The organism is Mucilaginibacter metallidurans, from assembly GCF_003286435.2.
GTDB classification, from domain to species: Bacteria; Bacteroidota; Bacteroidia; order Sphingobacteriales; family Sphingobacteriaceae; genus Mucilaginibacter; species Mucilaginibacter gossypii.
On the sequence record NZ_CP043449.1, the window covers coordinates 1,682,942 to 1,699,070 of the forward strand.

At 42.2% G+C, this 16,129-nt stretch carries 12 protein-coding genes and 2 pseudogenes; 7 read left to right on the forward strand and 7 right to left on the reverse strand.

The features are described 5' to 3' along the window. Window positions 1–27: 27 nt before the first annotated feature. A complete protein-coding gene (locus DIU38_RS07475) occupies window positions 28–960 on the reverse strand; it encodes an N-acetylmuramoyl-L-alanine amidase family protein (RefSeq protein WP_112654264.1) in 933 nt (310 codons plus the stop codon). A gap of 52 nt (window positions 961–1,012) precedes the next feature. On the opposite strand from DIU38_RS07475, the gene DIU38_RS07480 reads away from it, so the two are divergent. The 4 genes and pseudogenes from DIU38_RS07480 (at window position 1,013) to DIU38_RS07495 (ending at window position 7,456) form a co-directional block, all read left to right on the forward strand. Next, on the forward strand, window positions 1,013–3,754 hold the full coding sequence (locus DIU38_RS07480) for a putative LPS assembly protein LptD (protein ID WP_112654263.1): 2,742 nt from the start codon (window positions 1,013–1,015) through the stop codon (window positions 3,752–3,754). Between the two features lie 8 nt (window positions 3,755–3,762). After that, window positions 3,763–5,009: pseudogene (locus tag DIU38_RS07485) on the forward strand (competence/damage-inducible protein A). A gap of 43 nt (window positions 5,010–5,052) precedes the next feature. Next, a complete protein-coding gene (locus DIU38_RS07490; protein WP_112654261.1) occupies window positions 5,053–6,597 on the forward strand; it encodes a dihydrolipoamide acetyltransferase family protein in 1,545 nt (514 codons plus the stop codon). A 202-nt stretch (window positions 6,598–6,799) separates the two neighbouring features. Continuing rightward, a pseudogene (locus DIU38_RS07495) lies at window positions 6,800–7,456 on the forward strand (protein-L-isoaspartate(D-aspartate) O-methyltransferase). Window positions 7,457–7,552: 96 nt separating this feature from the next. Here the strand turns inward: DIU38_RS07495 and smpB are convergent. From smpB to DIU38_RS07510, 3 genes are read right to left on the reverse strand one after another with little or no spacing between them, the layout of a single operon-like run. Continuing rightward, window positions 7,553–8,005, reverse strand: a complete 453-nt coding sequence (smpB, locus tag DIU38_RS07500) for an SsrA-binding protein SmpB (RefSeq protein ID WP_090527145.1) — start codon at window positions 8,003–8,005, stop codon at window positions 7,553–7,555. Window positions 8,006–8,031: 26 nt separating this feature from the next. Continuing rightward, a complete protein-coding gene (locus DIU38_RS07505; RefSeq protein WP_112654259.1) occupies window positions 8,032–9,933 on the reverse strand; it encodes an Nramp family divalent metal transporter in 1,902 nt (633 codons plus the stop codon). Then, window positions 9,930–10,580: a metal-dependent transcriptional regulator gene (locus DIU38_RS07510; protein ID WP_112654258.1), complete on the reverse strand. Its 651-nt coding sequence runs from the start codon at window positions 10,578–10,580 to the stop codon at window positions 9,930–9,932. Before DIU38_RS07510 ends, DIU38_RS07505 begins: the two co-directional genes overlap by 4 nt. Window positions 10,581–10,710: 130 nt before the next feature. Here DIU38_RS07510 and DIU38_RS07515 point away from each other — a divergent pair, with 130 nt between their 5' ends. Continuing rightward, on the forward strand, window positions 10,711–11,181 hold the full coding sequence (locus DIU38_RS07515; protein WP_022832833.1) for an Lrp/AsnC family transcriptional regulator: 471 nt from the start codon (window positions 10,711–10,713) through the stop codon (window positions 11,179–11,181). 126 nt (window positions 11,182–11,307) lie between these two features. Here DIU38_RS07515 and ung read toward each other — a convergent pair whose 3' ends face one another. Further along, a complete protein-coding gene (ung, locus tag DIU38_RS07520) occupies window positions 11,308–11,985 on the reverse strand; it encodes a uracil-DNA glycosylase (protein ID WP_112654257.1) in 678 nt (225 codons plus the stop codon). Window positions 11,986–12,056: 71 nt separating this feature from the next. Between ung and DIU38_RS07525 the strand changes: the two genes are divergently transcribed. Continuing rightward, entirely contained in the window at window positions 12,057–12,605 is a 549-nt protein-coding gene (locus DIU38_RS07525; protein WP_091162705.1) for a hypothetical protein, read from the forward strand. Between the two features lie 58 nt (window positions 12,606–12,663). Here the strand turns inward: DIU38_RS07525 and DIU38_RS07530 are convergent, their stop codons facing one another. Next, the gene (locus tag DIU38_RS07530) at window positions 12,664–12,882 is read right to left on the reverse strand and encodes a hypothetical protein (RefSeq protein ID WP_090527160.1); all 219 of its coding nucleotides are present in this window, start codon (window positions 12,880–12,882) and stop codon (window positions 12,664–12,666) included. 255 nt (window positions 12,883–13,137) lie between these two features. Continuing rightward, on the reverse strand, window positions 13,138–14,859 hold the full coding sequence (gene lysS / locus DIU38_RS07535) for a lysine--tRNA ligase (RefSeq protein ID WP_112654256.1): 1,722 nt from the start codon (window positions 14,857–14,859) through the stop codon (window positions 13,138–13,140). A gap of 205 nt (window positions 14,860–15,064) precedes the next feature. Between lysS and DIU38_RS07540 the strand changes: the two genes are divergently transcribed. Further along, complete coding sequence (locus DIU38_RS07540; RefSeq protein WP_112654255.1) at window positions 15,065–15,958, forward strand: SMP-30/gluconolactonase/LRE family protein; 894 nt, start codon at window positions 15,065–15,067, stop codon at window positions 15,956–15,958. Window positions 15,959–16,129: the final 171 nt, after the last annotated feature.

A 16,129-nucleotide genomic window follows, 5' to 3' on the forward strand; every position in this document is an offset into this window, starting at 1 on the left:
AGGAAGGTAACAGTTTGGCTTTTATAATTATTGCGAAATCTGTTCCATCTCTTTTTTATAGGTTGTTAATGCACGGATAATTGAAGCTACAATCTCATTTTGTCCTTCTTCTGAATTAAGGTACTTTTCATCGTCGGGGTTATTGATATAGCCGGTTTCAACCAATACTGATGGCATTGCGCTGTGGCAAAGTACGTAAATGCCCTGCTCCCTGATCCCTTCGCTACGCCTTCCATCGGTATCAACAAACTCGCCGTTAATTAAAGTAGCCAGCTTGATACTCTGCTGCCTGAACTTTCTCTTATACTCGTTTGTTAAAATAATGGTCATGGGGTCGTTCGGGTCCAGTGCGCCACCATCGAGTTCGGTCTCTTCGCCAACCTGATTTTTTTGAATGGCGTTTTCCTCTTCGCGGGTACGGTGTAAACCATAAACTAAAATCAGTACGCCTTTGCCCGACCTGTCCGGAACCCTAACGGTACGGTATACCGCTTTATGACGTTTGGTGCCAACCTTTTCGCGAATTGTTCTGTCGGATAGCGAATTGCAATGCAGGGAAATGAAGAGCTGCCCTTTGTTTTCATTGGCTATTTCAGCCCTGCGTTCAAACGAAACATCATCTTCGGTAGTACGAGTCATTACAGCTTTAACACCGCTTAATTCTTTTTCTATAGCGGCTTGCAATTTAAAGCCGATAGCCAGCGTTACATTCCTTTCTGACGAATAAGAGCCCGATGCACCGTGTGAATAATGACCTGTAGAGGCTGATGGTTTACCACCATGCCCGGGGTCGATAATAATGGTTTTAATCTTAAAACCGGTACTGTTGACAACAGTGTCTGTTTGACGAGGAAGACTATTGGTTAAAATAGAACTGTATGATTTAAAGGGAAAAAATGAAAGGAGAACCAGCAACACCCACAAACTATAAATCAATCTTTTCAATGCCTTATTTTTCATTATTTTTGAACGCTGTTAACTATATCTGCAAAAATACTATTCATAATCAATTTTGAAATTCATAACCTTTTTTTTTCTGCTTGCAATTATATTAATAGTAAACGGACTTGCTGCTAATGCCGGCACTGTTTTAAATAACAGCCATGGCAGGAGGCCTTTAACTGATACTATTATCAAACTTGATTCGCTTCGTGATAAGAAACTTCTTAAAGGTAAACAATCCGGCTCAATAACGCCGTTGAGAAACGGTAAGCCGGTAAATTCTTTACCTGCAAATGATACCACTAAAAAGAATAAAGGCGGCCTGCAATCAGAAGTAAAGGCAACTGCCGAGGACTCGACCCACTCAGACCGGGAGCACCAGGTTACCTATTTTTACGGCAAGGCCCGTGTAACCTATGAAGATTTTGAGCTTGACGCAGATTATATCAGGGTTGATGATAAAAACCACCTCATATTTGCACGGGGAAGCATTGACCCGCGTACACACCAATATGTCCGCAGGCCTATCATGAAGCAAAAAACGGATAAGCCCGTAGCATCCGATTCGCTGATTTTTAATTATCAAACAAAAAAGGTGAAGATCTATAATCCTGCATCCGAGCAGGAAGGCAACTTTATTTCGGGCGGGCAGGCAAAAAAACTCAATGATGATGAGGTTGCATACCGTAACGTTATTTTCAGTACGTGCGATTTGCCTTACCCGGATACACACTTTGGTATAGTGATTACACGTGGCATCGGCGAAAAGAAACGTATTATATCCGGGCCCGCTTACCTGGAGATTGAAGGGGTCCCCTTACCGCTTGCCATTCCTTTCGGTTTTTTCCCTAAGCCGGATACCAGGACATCAGGTGTTATTTTGCCAACTTTTGGTGAGGACAACACCCTGGGTTTCTATTTAAAAGGGCTTGGATACTATATTGGTATAAGTGATTATGTTGATTTGACTACCACCGGGTCTATCTACTCAAAAGGCTCGTACGAACTAAGCAGCACGGCACGATATCTTAAACGTTATAAATATACCGGCAACGTTACGCTAAGCTTTGGCTCGCATAATTATGGCCTTGAGGGCGACCCGGCCACTAAAGACGCACATGTTTACTGGTCGCATGTGCAGGATGCCAATGCTAACCCAGGTTCAACTTTCAGTGCTTCGGTTGATGCAGGTACTTCCGGTTTCTTCAGGAATACGCCATCGGCAAGTAACTATAATGTTAACTCCATTGCCCAAAGTAGTTTACGCTCAAGTATCGCTTATGGTAAAACCTGGGCAGGTACACCGTTTAACTTAAGTGTAGGCATTTCGCATAGCCAGGATATAGCCCGTAAAACGGTGAATATCGAGTTGCCCACCATTGCCTTCGGTATGTCGTCAATAAACCCATTCGACTCTAAAAACAGGGTTGGCGAACAAAAATGGTATCAAAAAATTACCGTGAGCTATAATTTAGTAGGTACCAACAAGCTTAACGATATACCCGAGTCTCAATTATTTAAAGGCGAAACTTTATCAAAACGGTTACAAAATGGTTTTCAGCATACCATCCCGGTTAGTTTAGGCTTAAACGTATTAAAGTACTTTCAGTTTAATAACAGTGTTAACTATACCGAACGCTGGTATTTTCAAAGCATTAATGAAAGATTTGAAAGGGGAAGCATTGCCGGTTCAAATCAATTAATTATTGATACTATACCTGGTTTTAAGCGTGCCGGCGAGTATAGCATCAGTACGGGTATATCAACCAAATTGTACGGTACCATAAACTTTAAACATGGTAACCTGAAAGCAATCAGGCACGTGGCAACTCCGTCAATAAGTTTTAGCTATCGTCCCGACTTCAGCGACCCAAGCTTTGGCTATTACAAAACAGCTGTAAGTACAGCCACAGTGCCTTATCCGTATACCTATCAAAAATATTCTATTTTTCAGAATGGAGTTTACGGCGGCCCCTCAGCGGGTAAGCAGGCGGGTTTAAACTTTTCGGTAGATAACACGATAGAAGCTAAGGTAAAAGCTAAAAGCACGGATACATCCGGCACCGACCGAAAAATCATGATTTTACAAGGTTTGTCGTTCTCCACCTTTTATAATTTTGCAGCCGACTCAATGAAACTTTCTGATATTTCATTTTCGGGGCATACCGCTATTTTTAATCAAAAATTAAGTATCAGTTTTTCGGGAGTGTTTAGCCCATATGTAACCAAGGTAAGCGATTCAATCTCCAATAATCAGATTGTAAGAACAAGCCGTTACATAAACAGGTATGCCTGGCAGGACGGCAAATTCCCAACTTTAACAGGTTTGAACATCTCTATGGGGGGGAGTTTGAATTCAACCAAAGCAACTCCGGGGAATGCGGCTCTAAATACTATCGCAACCATGAATCCCACCCAGGCTCAGAGACTGGCCCTGGTAAACAGCGATCCGAATGCATATGTTGACTTTAATGTGCCGTGGAATATCTCGCTCAACTACAGTTTTAGCTATCAAAACTACTTAAACAACAAAACAACCAGTAATACGCTCCAAATTTCGGGCGATGTGAACCTTACGCAAAAGTGGAAGATCCAATATTCTACTACGTATGATATAAAGGCGGCTAAATTTGCAAGCGCTACCTCGTTTTCAATATACCGCGATTTGCATTGCTGGGATCTGGCCTTTCAATGGATCCCCTTCGGTGTATACAAAATGTATAATGTAACTTTAAAGGTGAAAGCCTCTATTTTGCAGGATTTGAAACTAAGCAAGAAAAGCGATTACAATCCACAATCATCTTTTTATTAATATAAATAATGCTGGCAGAAATAATAACCATCGGCGACGAGATACTTATCGGACAAATTGTTGATACCAATTCGGCCTGGATGGCTACCGAACTTAACAAGATAGGGATAAGGGTAAAGCAGATCTCATCAATAAGCGACGATAAAGAACATATCCTGAAGGCATTAGCCGAAGCAGCAAGCCGGGCCAGTATCATTTTTATTACCGGTGGACTTGGCCCTACAAAAGATGATATCACCAAAAAAACATTAGCCGAATACTTTGGTGTTGAACTTGTTGAAAACAAGGATGCATTTGCTAATGTAGAACGCATTTTTGCCAAATATAACCGCCCGTTGCTGGAGATCAACAAACAGCAGGCGCTTGTTCCGGCCAATTGCGAAGTTGTGCTTAATGAAAACGGCACTGCTCCGGGCATGTGGTTTAATCATAATGGGGTTATCTATATGTCGATGCCGGGTGTGCCGTTTGAGATGATGTACATGATGGAAGGGCAGGTATTGCCTAAAATTAAAGCTACCTTAAAGCTTCCGGTGATCATTCATAAAACGTTGCTAACCGTTGGCGAGGGTGAATCATTTTTGGCCGAACGGATTGCGGATATCGAAAATGACCTGCCATCGCATATTAAACTGGCCTACCTGCCCAAGTTAGGCCAGGTGCGTTTACGATTAAGCGCCTTTGGCGAAGATGAAGCTGCTTTGCAAAAAGAAGTTGATGCATTTGCCACCAGGTTTATTGAGCGCATCGGTTCACCGTTTGTTATTGATCAGGATATCCCGCTTGAAAAAGCCATCCTTGATTTGATGGAAAGTAACGGCCTTACTTTATCAGTAGCCGAAAGCTGTACCGGTGGTTATCTTTCGCACTTGTTTACCCAACATCCGGGTTCATCGCAGGTGTTTTTAGGCGGCGCGGTTTCTTATTCGTACGAGTTAAAGGAAAGTATTTTGGGAGTAAAGAACGAAACTTTGTGGCAACATGGAGCCGTTAGTGAAGAAACTGTAAAAGAAATGGTAGAGGGGGCACTGTTGAATTTCAAATCGGATTTGGCCGTCGCTATAACCGGCGTTGCCGGACCGGGGGCGGTACGGAAGATAAACCCGTTGGTACTGTGTGGATTGCAGTTGCCGCAAAAGAGAAATCATTAATAAAAAAATATACATTTGGTAGTAAACGCCGGCAAAACATTGAGCGAAGTGCTGTAATGGCCCTGTCAATGTTGAATACTTTGCTTACTCAAATTAAAAAGTAAAGATTTAAATACCTAATTTTGGAGTTAAACTATATTCTACTGTATGGCCAAATACCAACTGTTATTGCCAAAAATGGGGGAAAGTGTTGCTGAAGCAACCGTTATCAAATGGATAAAAAAGCCGGGTGATAAGGTGAATGCCGACGATGCTGTAATGGAAATTGCTACCGATAAAGTTGACTCGGATGTGCCTTCGCCTGTAGCCGGTAAGTTAGTTGAACAACTGTATCAGGAAAACGATGTAGTACAGGTTGGCGCAGTTATAGCAATTATTGAAACTGAAGAAGCCGAAACTGCCCAGGTAAGTGTTCAGCCTGAAGAAACTCCAGTTCCTCAATCAGCCGAAGGACCCAAAATAACGGAAACAACATACCAGGAAGCTGTTCAGTTAAATGAAGCCGAAAAAGTTCCTGAAGCCGAAATAAACGAAATTCAATCTAAAGATTTATCGGGTATTCCCGGGATTGATCAGCTTGAGCAAAAAAGTTCGCCTGCTGCTCCGGTATTTAAATCCGAAGGGCGTTTTTATTCGCCCCTTGTAAGAAATATTGCCACACAGGAAGGTATCAGTATTGGGGAGTTGGACAGCATCCCCGGGACGGGGTCGGATGGCCGTTTAACCAAAGACGACCTCCTGAACTATCTGCAGGCAAAAACTTCATCAGTTCCAAATACACATTCGCCAGCTCATGTTGAGTCGTTTACTACTCAAACCGCCGGGCAACCTGTAAAAACAGTTGAGCCTGCTAAGGAAGCACGACCGGCTGTTGAACCGGCGCCGCAACCGATAATTGCTGCGGCTCCCGGACCTGCAAAAACCGAAACGCCAAAAACTGCCCCTGTGGAGCAGCAACCTGCTCCGGCTGTTTCTGTATCCGGCAGTGATGAGATCATAGAGATGGACAGGATGCGCCGTTTGATTGCCGATCATATGGTGATGAGCAAACAAACATCGCCGCATGTTACCTCATTTGTTGAAGCCGATGTCACTAACCTGGTGTTATGGCGCGAAAAAGTAAAGAACAGCTTTGAAAAACGTGAAGGCGAAAAAATAACCTTTACGCCTATATTTATTGAGGCAGTAGCGAAAGCGATCAAAGATTTTCCAATGATCAATGTATCTGTTAACGGTACCCAGATCATTAAAAAAGCGGCAATCAACATCAGCATGGCTACGGCTTTGCCTAATGGTAACCTGATTGTGCCTGTAATAAAGAAAGCTGATGAGCTTAACCTTGTTGGTTTAACAAAAGCCGTTAATGACCTCGCGAACCGTGCACGCAACGGTAAGTTATTGCCCGATGATGTAAAAGAGGGCACATTTACCATTACCAACGTTGGCTCATTTGGTAACGTAATGGGTACACCTATAATCAACCAGCCGCAGGTTGCCATTTTAGCTGTTGGCGCTATCAAGAAAAAACCTGCTGTTATTGAAACAAAAGAAGGCGATATGATCGCTATACGCCACATGATGTTCCTTTCATTATCATATGATCACCGCGTTGTAGATGGAGCTTTGGGTGGCTCGTTTGTAAGGCGTGTGGCCGATTATTTAGAGAAGTGGGACAGTAACAGGGAGGTATAGGTTCTTAATTACATAAAAACATGACACGCCGGGCAAACTGTTCGGCGTGTAGTGTTTTTAGACCATGCGTTTCATTATTGAAAAAATTGAATTTTAAATTTGTACTAATGAAGCACATAAATAGCCACCAGGGTCCAAAACCCCGTAAATGATGCTTATTGGGTAAATTGTGTGAAAATTCGTATTAACTTTGCCTTTGAAAATGGCTTACAAGTATACTGATAATTACCGCGAACAGGGTGCCCGTAAAAGACTGGTGGATGTTTTGAGAAAGAAGGGAATTGGCGACGAACACGTTTTAGAGGCTATTGGCAAGGTAAAACGTCATTGTTTTTTTGATGAAACTTTCTGGAACCAGGCTTACAGGGATATTGCGTTCCCGATAGGCGAAGGGCAAACCATATCGCAACCCTATACTGTGGCCTATCAAACCGAATTACTGCATATCCGTAAAGGGGATAAAGTTCTTGAAATAGGCACAGGCTCGGGTATCAAACCTGTATCCTGCTTGAACTTGGAGCTAATGTTTACACTATTGAACGCCAGGAAAAGCTCTATCAGCGTACCAAATATGTGCTGCCCAATGAAATGGGCTACAATGCCGTTTTTTCCTGGGAGATGGCTCTGTTGGGATAGCCGAACACGCACCTTATGATAAGATCATTGTTACCGCCGGAGCACCTACCGTACCCGACGTGCTGTTAAAGCAATTGAAAATAGGCGGTATCCTGGTTATTCCGTTGGTGATGAGGAAACCCAAAAAATGGTTACAATACTAAAAGTGGGAGATAACGATTATGAAAAGATTGTGCTGGATACGTTCAGGTTTGTGCCATTGGTAGGGGATAAAGCCTGGTAGGGATTTGGGATTTCGAATTTTTGATTCCGGAATTAAGAATTGTCATGATTCCATTTAAATAAATTCGAAATCGAAACTCCCAATTCCGAAATCAATTTACCTTTTCATCACCCTGTCCAGTTCAATCTTGGTATCGCGTTCCTTCATGGTTTCGCGTTTATCGTATGTCTTTTTACCTTGTGCAAGTCCAATTTCAAGTTTGGCAAAGCCCCGTTCGCTGATAAATAGTGCCAGGGGGACTATGGTCAACCCCCGTTCTTCGCCACGCGTCTGGAGTTTTTTGAGCTCTTTTTTATTTAACAGCAGGATGCGGTCGCGCTTGGCCTCATGGTTATAGAACGAGCCGAATGAATATTCAGAGATATGCAGGTTGCGTACATATAACTGGTTATTAATGAATGTACAAAAAGCGTCATTAATGTTAGCCTTCCCCTGCCTTATCGACTTGATCTCGGTACCGAGCAACTGTATGCCTGCCACATACTTATCAAGTATATGATACTCAAAGTAGGCTTTTTTATTTTTTATATAGATGTTATCCTGGCTCATAATTATTCAGCCGCAAACTTACAAAATTAGTTTGACTGTGGCTTTACCACCAGTACCGGCACATTAACCTTGTGCCTTACAGAGTTTACAGTGGTGCCAAATATGAGGTCTTTCAAAGCTTTGTGTCCGTGCGAACCCATGACAATGAAATCAATTTTTTCATTCTTTACAATTTCGGCTATGGCACTGGCCGGATTGCCGTAGCCAATTTGTCCCTGGGCATTGTAGCCAAGGTTTTTTAACGCGCAAACATATTTATCGAGGTTGTTAAAATCAATTTGGGTTTCATTATCCAGCACCTGGCCGCCATAATAACGCGCACCGGCAGTTTCAACAACGTGTATCAATGTATAATCGGCTTTTTTACCTCCCTGCATAATAGCATGCCGGAGGCAATCGGTATCATTCTTTGAAAAATCTATGGTTATAGCTATGTGGCTGTAAGTTATCGCATCAAGCTCGGTAATGGCATTGGCTATTCCATGTGGTACAATAGCCGGCCTGTCATGATGTTTAAATAATAATGGCCGTATAAAAACGTAGATCAGTAATAGCGCTATGCCGATAACAATGGGAACCACTACGGCATAAATCCATATCGGTGATGGGGTTCCGTTTACCCAATCGCCAATTTGTTCATATACCAGTTTGGCGTTTAATGCAACAATTAATAAAGCACTTGCCCAGGCCAATGCCCTTGTTTGGAAATTGATAGTAAACTTGCCCATTCTTTTCCGGTCGGAGGTGAAATGGATGAGGGGGATTACGGCAAAACCCAACTGAAGGCTTAATACAACCTGGCTTAAGATAAGGAGTTTTCCTAAACCCTCCTCGCCATAAAAAAGTATGGTGAACACTGCCGGTACAATAGCCAATACACGGGTAAGCAAGCGACGTAGCCAAGGCTCTATCCGCAAGTTAATATGCCCTTCCATAATGATTTGCCCGGCAAGTGTACCGGTAATGGTTGAACTTTGACCCGAGGCAATAAGCGCTATGGCAAATAAAGTAGGCGCTATTGCACCGAAAATATGCTCCAGCAGCTTGAATGCATCCTGTATCTCCGCTACTTCAAAATAGCCGTTCCTGAAAAAGGCGCTTGCTGCCAATATCAAAATCGCCGCATTCACAAAAAAAGCAAGATTAAGGGCTATAACAGTATCAAAAAGATTAAACTTAATCGCCGCCCTGAAGCCTTCTTCGCTACGGGTTATTTGGCGGGTTTGCACCAGTGATGAATGCAGGTATAAGTTATGCGGCATTACCGTAGCGCCAATAATGCCTATAGCTATGTAAAGCATTTGCTGGCTTATTTTATCACCTTTAAACAGATTGCCGGGAATAAAACCCTTTGCTACTTCTATTACATCGGGCTTAACAATAAACATTTCGACCAAAAAAGAGAGCCCGACTATAAAGATCATCGAAATAATAAAACCTTCGAGCTTGCGCATACCCTGATTCATGAGGTAGAGCATCAGTACAGTATCGGTGATCGTAAGCGATACACCCCAGATTAACGGAAGGTGAAACAGTAGCTTTAACCCAATGGCCATGCCAATAATTTCGGCCAGGTCACATGCTATAATGGCTATTTGTGCCAGTATATACAGGCAAAAGTTTACAAAACGGGGATAGGCATTTTTGGAGGCCTGTGCAAGGTCGAGCCCGCGCACTATCCCCAATCGGGCTGCCAGTGATTGCAGCAGAAGGGCAATCATGTTGGATATAAACAATACCCAGATCAGCTTATATCCAAAAGCACTCCCGCCTGCGATATCTGTTGCCCAATTTCCAGGATCCATATATCCTACGCTCACCAGGTAAGCCGGGCCCAGGAAAGCCATCAGCTTACGCCAGCCGTTTTTGTTTTCGGTGGTTACTGATCCGTGTACATTGCCTAAAGATTCGTTGTGTGTATTGTTCATAGGGCTATAAGCAAGTTGTTGGCTACTTCGCGGCTGATATGCACTTCTTTATTGCCGACTTGTACCACTACCGAATGGTCATATTCAATAATATCAGTGATCATTATTTTGCAGCCGATGGTAAGCTGTTTTTTATCGAGGTATTGTAAAAAGGATGAACTATGGTCGCGTACGCCTGAAATTATACCGCTTTGGTTAACTGTTACTGCCGAAACCGGTTTTAACTCGTGCGTGTTAAAACGGCCGTTACAGTCAGGTATAGGGTCGCCGTGTGGGTCATGTTTTGGATAACCCATAAACTTGTCAAGGCGGTCAATTAACTCTTCAGACGAGATATGTTCCATCTCTTCGGCAAGGTCATGAACCTGGTCCCATTTAAAATTGAGTTTCTCTACCAGAAAGTACTCCCACAGCCGGTGTTTGCGGATAATGCTTATCGCTATTTTCTCGCCGGAAGGGGTGAGGCTTACTCCCTGGTAGGGGGTGTAATTGATGAGCGCTTTATCTGCAAGTTTTTTAAGCATGTCGGTAACCGAAGACGCTTTGGTATTTAGCGAGGATGCGATCTGATTTGTACTCGCATTTCCATCATTTACAGAGAGATGATAGATGGATTTTAAGTAGTTTTCCTCGGCTAAAGTGTTCATTTAAACAAATCTAATAAAAAATTTAGACTAATCTAAAAAAATAAACGTTAGGAAATATGTTTTCGTTGAAGTACTTTAACGAAAAATTAAATTTTGCGAAGCAAGGAAAATACTATATTTGCATACAACTATGGCCGCCGAATTAGATAAAATAGACCTACAAATACTCAAGATTTTACAGGAAAACGGAAGGATAACCAACCTCCAGTTGTCTAACGAGATAGGGCTTTCGCCAGCACCTACTCTTGAACGCGTGCGTAAACTTGAGAACGCAGAATACATTAAAAGCTATCATGCGCTGGTAGATGAAGAGAAGTTAGGATTAGGAATCAAAACCTTTATCCAGATCTCCCTTGATTTTCATCAGAAAAACACCATTCAAACTTTTTTGGATGAAATTAAGAATATTAAAGAGGTAACCGAGTGTCATCACGTAACTGGCCAGTGTGATTTTCTGTTAAAGGTATACGTACGCGACATCAAATCATACGAGCAACTCATCATGGAAAAGATTAGCCGTATTACTGTGGTGAAAACTTTCCAAACAATGATGATCATGTCTACCAGTAAAAAAGAGCCTATAGTGCCGCTGGAGTATTAGATAAGAGTCAAGACTATAAGAATCAAGAGTCAAGAAGAAGGATTAAATATCTTTTATTTCTTGACTCTTTTTATTTTCAGACTTTTTTAAATCTTGTTTCTTGACTCTTGGCGTCTTGTCTCTCGCTCAATGTATTTGCCAGTCAATCTCTTCTTTCCCTTCCTTTTTCAATATCTCATTAGTTTTTGAAAATGGTTTGCTGCCAAAAAAACCGCGATCGGCTGAGAAAGGCGAGGGGTGCGGAGAGCGAATAATAAAATGTTTCTTCTCGTCAATCAAAACCGCTTTTGATTGGGCAAAAGCTCCCCACAGTATAAACACGATACCTTCTTTTTTATCGGAAATGGTTTTGATTACTTCATCGGTAAATTCTTCCCATCCTTTTTTTTGGTGCGAACCTGCATTGCCTGCCCTAACGGTTAGTGTAGCGTTCAGTAACAACACACCTTGTTTAGCCCATTCTTCGAGGTTGCCATGTGCGGGGATTTTAAATCCGGGAATATCGTTTTGCAGCTCTTTGTAAATGTTTATTAATGATCGGGGAATAGCAATGCCCTTTTGTACTGAAAAGGAAAGACCATGGGCCTGGTGAGGGCCATGATACGGGTCCTGCCCTAATATAACTACTTTAACATCATCAAAAGGTGTAGTATTGAAAGCGTTGAAGATTTCGCCGTTTTTGGGATAAACAACTTGCCCTGATTGCTGCTCTTCTTTTAAAAATTGTTTAAGTTTTATCATGTAAGGTTTGTCAAATTCCTGCTGTAAAACCTCAAGCCATGATGGTGGTAATGCAATCGCCATAAATATTTATATAGAAGTTGGTTTAGCGTACAAATAAACAGATATTTGCGCTAATATTAGTATCACAAATTATGTCAAATATTGTTCGGTTAGTTATTGCTTGTGTAGTGATGGGTGCGGCGGTTGCCCTTTGTGCATTCGGTTTTTGGGGATGGGGTATTTTTGTTTTGTTAATGGGCGGTATTATACTGCTTAGCTTCTTCTTTAACGAGAACATGATCATCGCCCAGTATTTTTTACGTAAGGAAAATTCTGAAAAGTCGGAAGTATGGTTGTTGAAAATTACCGATTACGAAAAACAGCTTCACAAAAACCAGCACGGTTACTACAACTTGCTGATCGGTTTGATCGAATCACGCAAAGCGCCAATGAAATCAGAGAAATACTTTAAGAAAGCTCTGTCGCTGGGTATGAAAATGTCGCACAATATAGCTTTGGCGAAGTTGAGCCTGGCCGGCATTTCAATGGCTAAGCGTAACAAGCGTGAGGCGCAAATGTATTTGTCAGAAGCTTCAAAAGATGACAAGAACAAATTGCTTACCGAACAAATTAAAATGATGAAAGGCCAGTTGGCACAGATGGATAAGCAGGTAGTAAGGGGCGGATATCGTCAGTTCTAAGAAAAAGAACGAATAGAAAAAGGATAAAAATAAAAGGGACGCGAAAACCGCGTCCCTTTTATTTTTCTTCAATGGCGCTGAAATAATCAGGCGTTGCTGAATGGTTTTGATAAGGCTGAACGTAGCTGTCTGTGTATGATGAATATTCAGATTCTTCAGACGGGTTGGCCACTTCAACAAGCTTCAATAAACTCCTGATGAACGACAGGTTAAAATTGCTCCTGTTAAGTTTGATCAGGTATTCGTTTTCGGTGATCTCTAATATTGAGTTGGTCATGATATTTGTATATATGTGTTTATTACAATAATAGCCAACTCTTTTTAAATGAAAGTATTATTTTTTTTAAGCTTTTGTTAAGAAATTATAACTGCTGAATGGAGGGATTACGCTGATTGCGTTGATTTTCTTATCGAGAATCCTGATTTTCTTGATTGAAAGGTTTTATGATTGATCATAAACTAAAATGGCCTGCGCGAAGCAGGCCATTATTAAATATCAGGGTAATCCTAAAATCCGACAAATCAAGGTTCATTATTTAAACCAAGTCATTACCTCTTCTTTGGTTGGCATGGTAATATCGAGTTTTAGTTTTTTACGCATCCCGCCAAGGTCATTAAATACCTTGTTGGGGTTAGCTGCTTTTAATTCTTCGACGGTATTAAAGCCCATTTTATTCAATACCGGTACCCATTCAGCAGATACACCTATGTTTATAAAGTCCTCCGCAGTGGCGACCTTGGCTTTTTTCTCAGGACGCATTTGTGGGAAAAACAATACTTCCTGAATGGTGCTCTGATTCGTCATCAGCATTACCAACCTGTCGATACCGATACCTAAACCAGATGTTGGCGGCATACCGTATTCAAGCGCACGTAAAAAATCGTCATCCATGGCCATAGCCTCATCATCACCGCGACCGGCTAAGATCAACTGCTCTTCCAAACGCTCGCGCTGGTCGATAGGATCATTTAACTCAGAGTATGCGTTAGCTATCTCTTTACCGTTAACGAATAACTCAAAACGCTCAACCAAGCCCTCTTTAGTGCGGTGCTTTTTGGCAAGCGGCGTCATTTCGATAGGGTAGTCGGTAATATAAGTAGGCTGGATCAGGTGATGCTCAACTTTAGCGCTGAAAATCTCATCGATCAGTTTGCCTTTGCCCATGCTTGGGTTTATTTCTATTTTCAGTTCGTTACAAACTTCGCGCAAGCCTGCTTCGTCCATCGCCGATACATCGATGCCGGTATATTTCAGGATCGAATCATACATCGACAGTTTTTCGTACGGGCCTGCAAAGTTGATCTCATTGCTGCCAACCTGCACAACCGGGATTCCGTGAACTGCTTTGGCAACAGTTTCCAGGCATTCCTCAACCATAGCCATCATCCATATATAGTCTTTATAGGCTACATAAATCTCCATAGCGGTAAACTCCGGGTTGTGGGTGCGGTCCATGCCCTCATTGCGGAACATTTTGCCAAACTCATAAACACCGTCAAAGCCGGCTACAATAAGTCTTTTTAAATAAAGCTCATTGGCGATACGTAAAAACAAGGGCATATCCAGCGTGTTATGGTGTGTGGCAAACGGGCGTGCCGCTGCACCGCCATGAACAGGCTGCAGGATTGGGGTTTCCACTTCCATCCATCCCTGGGTGTTAAAGTAACTGCGCATAGCGCTGATCACTTTCGAGCGGTTGATAAAGATTTGTTTGTAATCCGGGTTAACGGTTAAATCCACGTATCGCTGGCGGTAACGCAGTTCAGGGTCGGTAAAACCATCATGAATAGTTCCGTCTTCTTCGCGCTTAACAACCGGTAGTGGTTTAAGAGATTTTGAAAGCACAACCAGCTCACGTACGTGAACCGAGATCTCGCCCGTTTGAGTGAGGAACACATAGCCTTTTACGCCAACGTAGTCGCCAATGTCCAGCAGTTTTTTGAATACAGTATTATATAAGGTCTTATCCTCGTCAGGGCAAATATCATCGCGTTTCAGGTAGATCTGCACACGACCGGTTGAATCCTGCAGTTCGGCAAAAGAAGCGCTGCCCATAATACGACGGGTCATGATCCTGCCTGCAATTACAACATCCTGGTAGGCCTCGGGTTTATCCTTAAAATTATCGGCTATATCCTGTGCCCAGGCGTTGACATTAAAAGCTTCGGCAGGGTAAGGGTTAATACCCAGTGCACGTAGCTCCTGTAAAGATTTGCGGCGAATGATCTCCTGTTCGGATAATGCAATACTCATGTGATGTACGGTATTTTAATAAAGGTGCAAAAATAGCGTTTTTAATGAGTTCTTTTTAAAGAGATTTTGAATAGTGGTAAATGAAAGTTAAGTCAACTCTGCAATCCTACAAAACCGCTACTTGTATCAAATATTTTACCCCTTTAAAATAATCGGTCTCAAAAACGTGTTACTTTAGCAAAACCATTATAACACTCCAAAAGCGATGAGAAAACTACCTGCTCTTATTCTATTGATATCGGCCCTGTCGGTTAAGGCGTTTGCCCAAACGGATGCAAGCCTTTACGATCCCAATACCAAAGCCCAACTGGTTGCCAAACAATTCTCATTTACCGAGGGGCCAGCTGTTGACAAAAAAGGCAATGTGTTTTTTACCGACCAGCCCAACAACAAGATCTGGAAATATGATACCGATGGTAAGCTTTCTGTTTTTCTGGATAGCGCGGGCCGCTCAAACGGGATGTATTTTGATAAAAAAGGCAACCTCATTAGCTGCGCTGATGCCGATGATCAACTCTGGTCTATTAGTCCCAAAGGAAAGGTGACCGTTTTGCTGAAAGACTATGAGGGGCATAAGTTTAACGGCCCTAATGATGTTTGGGTGCGCCCGGACGGGGGCATCTATATAACCGACCCTTATTATCAACGTGACTACTGGACCCGCAAACAGCCCGATCTTGACGGACAAAAATTATACTTCCTGGCCAAAGGAAAAGCACCGGCTGTTATGGTTGATGATAAGTTTGTGCGTCCTAACGGCATCATCGGAACTCCGGATGGTAAGACTTTGTATGTAGCCGATATCGGTGATAACAAAACCTATCGTTATGACATCAATAAAGACGGTACATTAACCAACCGTACCCTGTTCATAGCCATGGGCTGCGATGGTATGACGATTGACGAGCATGGTAATATTTATATGTGCGGTAAAGGAGTTACCATAGTTAACCCCAAAGGTGAAAAGATTGGCCACATCGATATCGATGAGCCGTGGACAGCCAACATCTGTTTTGGCGGAAAAAACAAAGATGTATTATTTATAACCGCATCAAAGGCAGTTTACACCTTTAAAATGAATGTAAAAGGAGTGGATTGATCCTGTTTCCCGATAGCTTCAGAATTAACAAAACTCACACAGATAGCAGGTGTTCAATTTTTAAAAGTGTGAACACTTGTTGTTTTTGTCTAAACTTTAACCACTGATAATCAATGTGTTATAAATATTAAGAAACACCCAATAAGGGAATTTGAACATCTTGGTGCTGAT

Excerpts from the sequence above, each read along its gene's own strand:
- DIU38_RS07505 (WP_112654259.1), bottom strand. The coding sequence starts at position 9,933 with ATGAACAATACACACAACGAATCTTTAGGCAATGTACACGGATCAGTA.
- lysS (WP_112654256.1), bottom strand. The coding sequence starts at position 14,859 with ATGAGTATTGCATTATCCGAACAGGAGATCATTCGCCGCAAATCTTTA.
- DIU38_RS07540 (WP_112654255.1), top strand. The coding sequence starts at position 15,065 with ATGAGAAAACTACCTGCTCTTATTCTATTGATATCGGCCCTGTCGGTT.
- smpB (WP_090527145.1), bottom strand. The coding sequence starts at position 8,005 with ATGAGCCAGGATAACATCTATATAAAAAATAAAAAAGCCTACTTTGAG.
- DIU38_RS07525 (WP_091162705.1), top strand. The coding sequence starts at position 12,057 with ATGTCAAATATTGTTCGGTTAGTTATTGCTTGTGTAGTGATGGGTGCG.
- DIU38_RS07510 (WP_112654258.1), bottom strand. The coding sequence starts at position 10,580 with ATGAACACTTTAGCCGAGGAAAACTACTTAAAATCCATCTATCATCTC.
- ung (WP_112654257.1), bottom strand. The coding sequence starts at position 11,985 with ATGGCGATTGCATTACCACCATCATGGCTTGAGGTTTTACAGCAGGAA.
- DIU38_RS07475 (WP_112654264.1), bottom strand. The coding sequence starts at position 960 with ATGAAAAATAAGGCATTGAAAAGATTGATTTATAGTTTGTGGGTGTTG.
- DIU38_RS07515 (WP_022832833.1), top strand. The coding sequence starts at position 10,711 with ATGGCCGCCGAATTAGATAAAATAGACCTACAAATACTCAAGATTTTA.
- DIU38_RS07490 (WP_112654261.1), top strand. The coding sequence starts at position 5,053 with ATGGCCAAATACCAACTGTTATTGCCAAAAATGGGGGAAAGTGTTGCT.
- DIU38_RS07530 (WP_090527160.1), bottom strand. The coding sequence starts at position 12,882 with ATGACCAACTCAATATTAGAGATCACCGAAAACGAATACCTGATCAAA.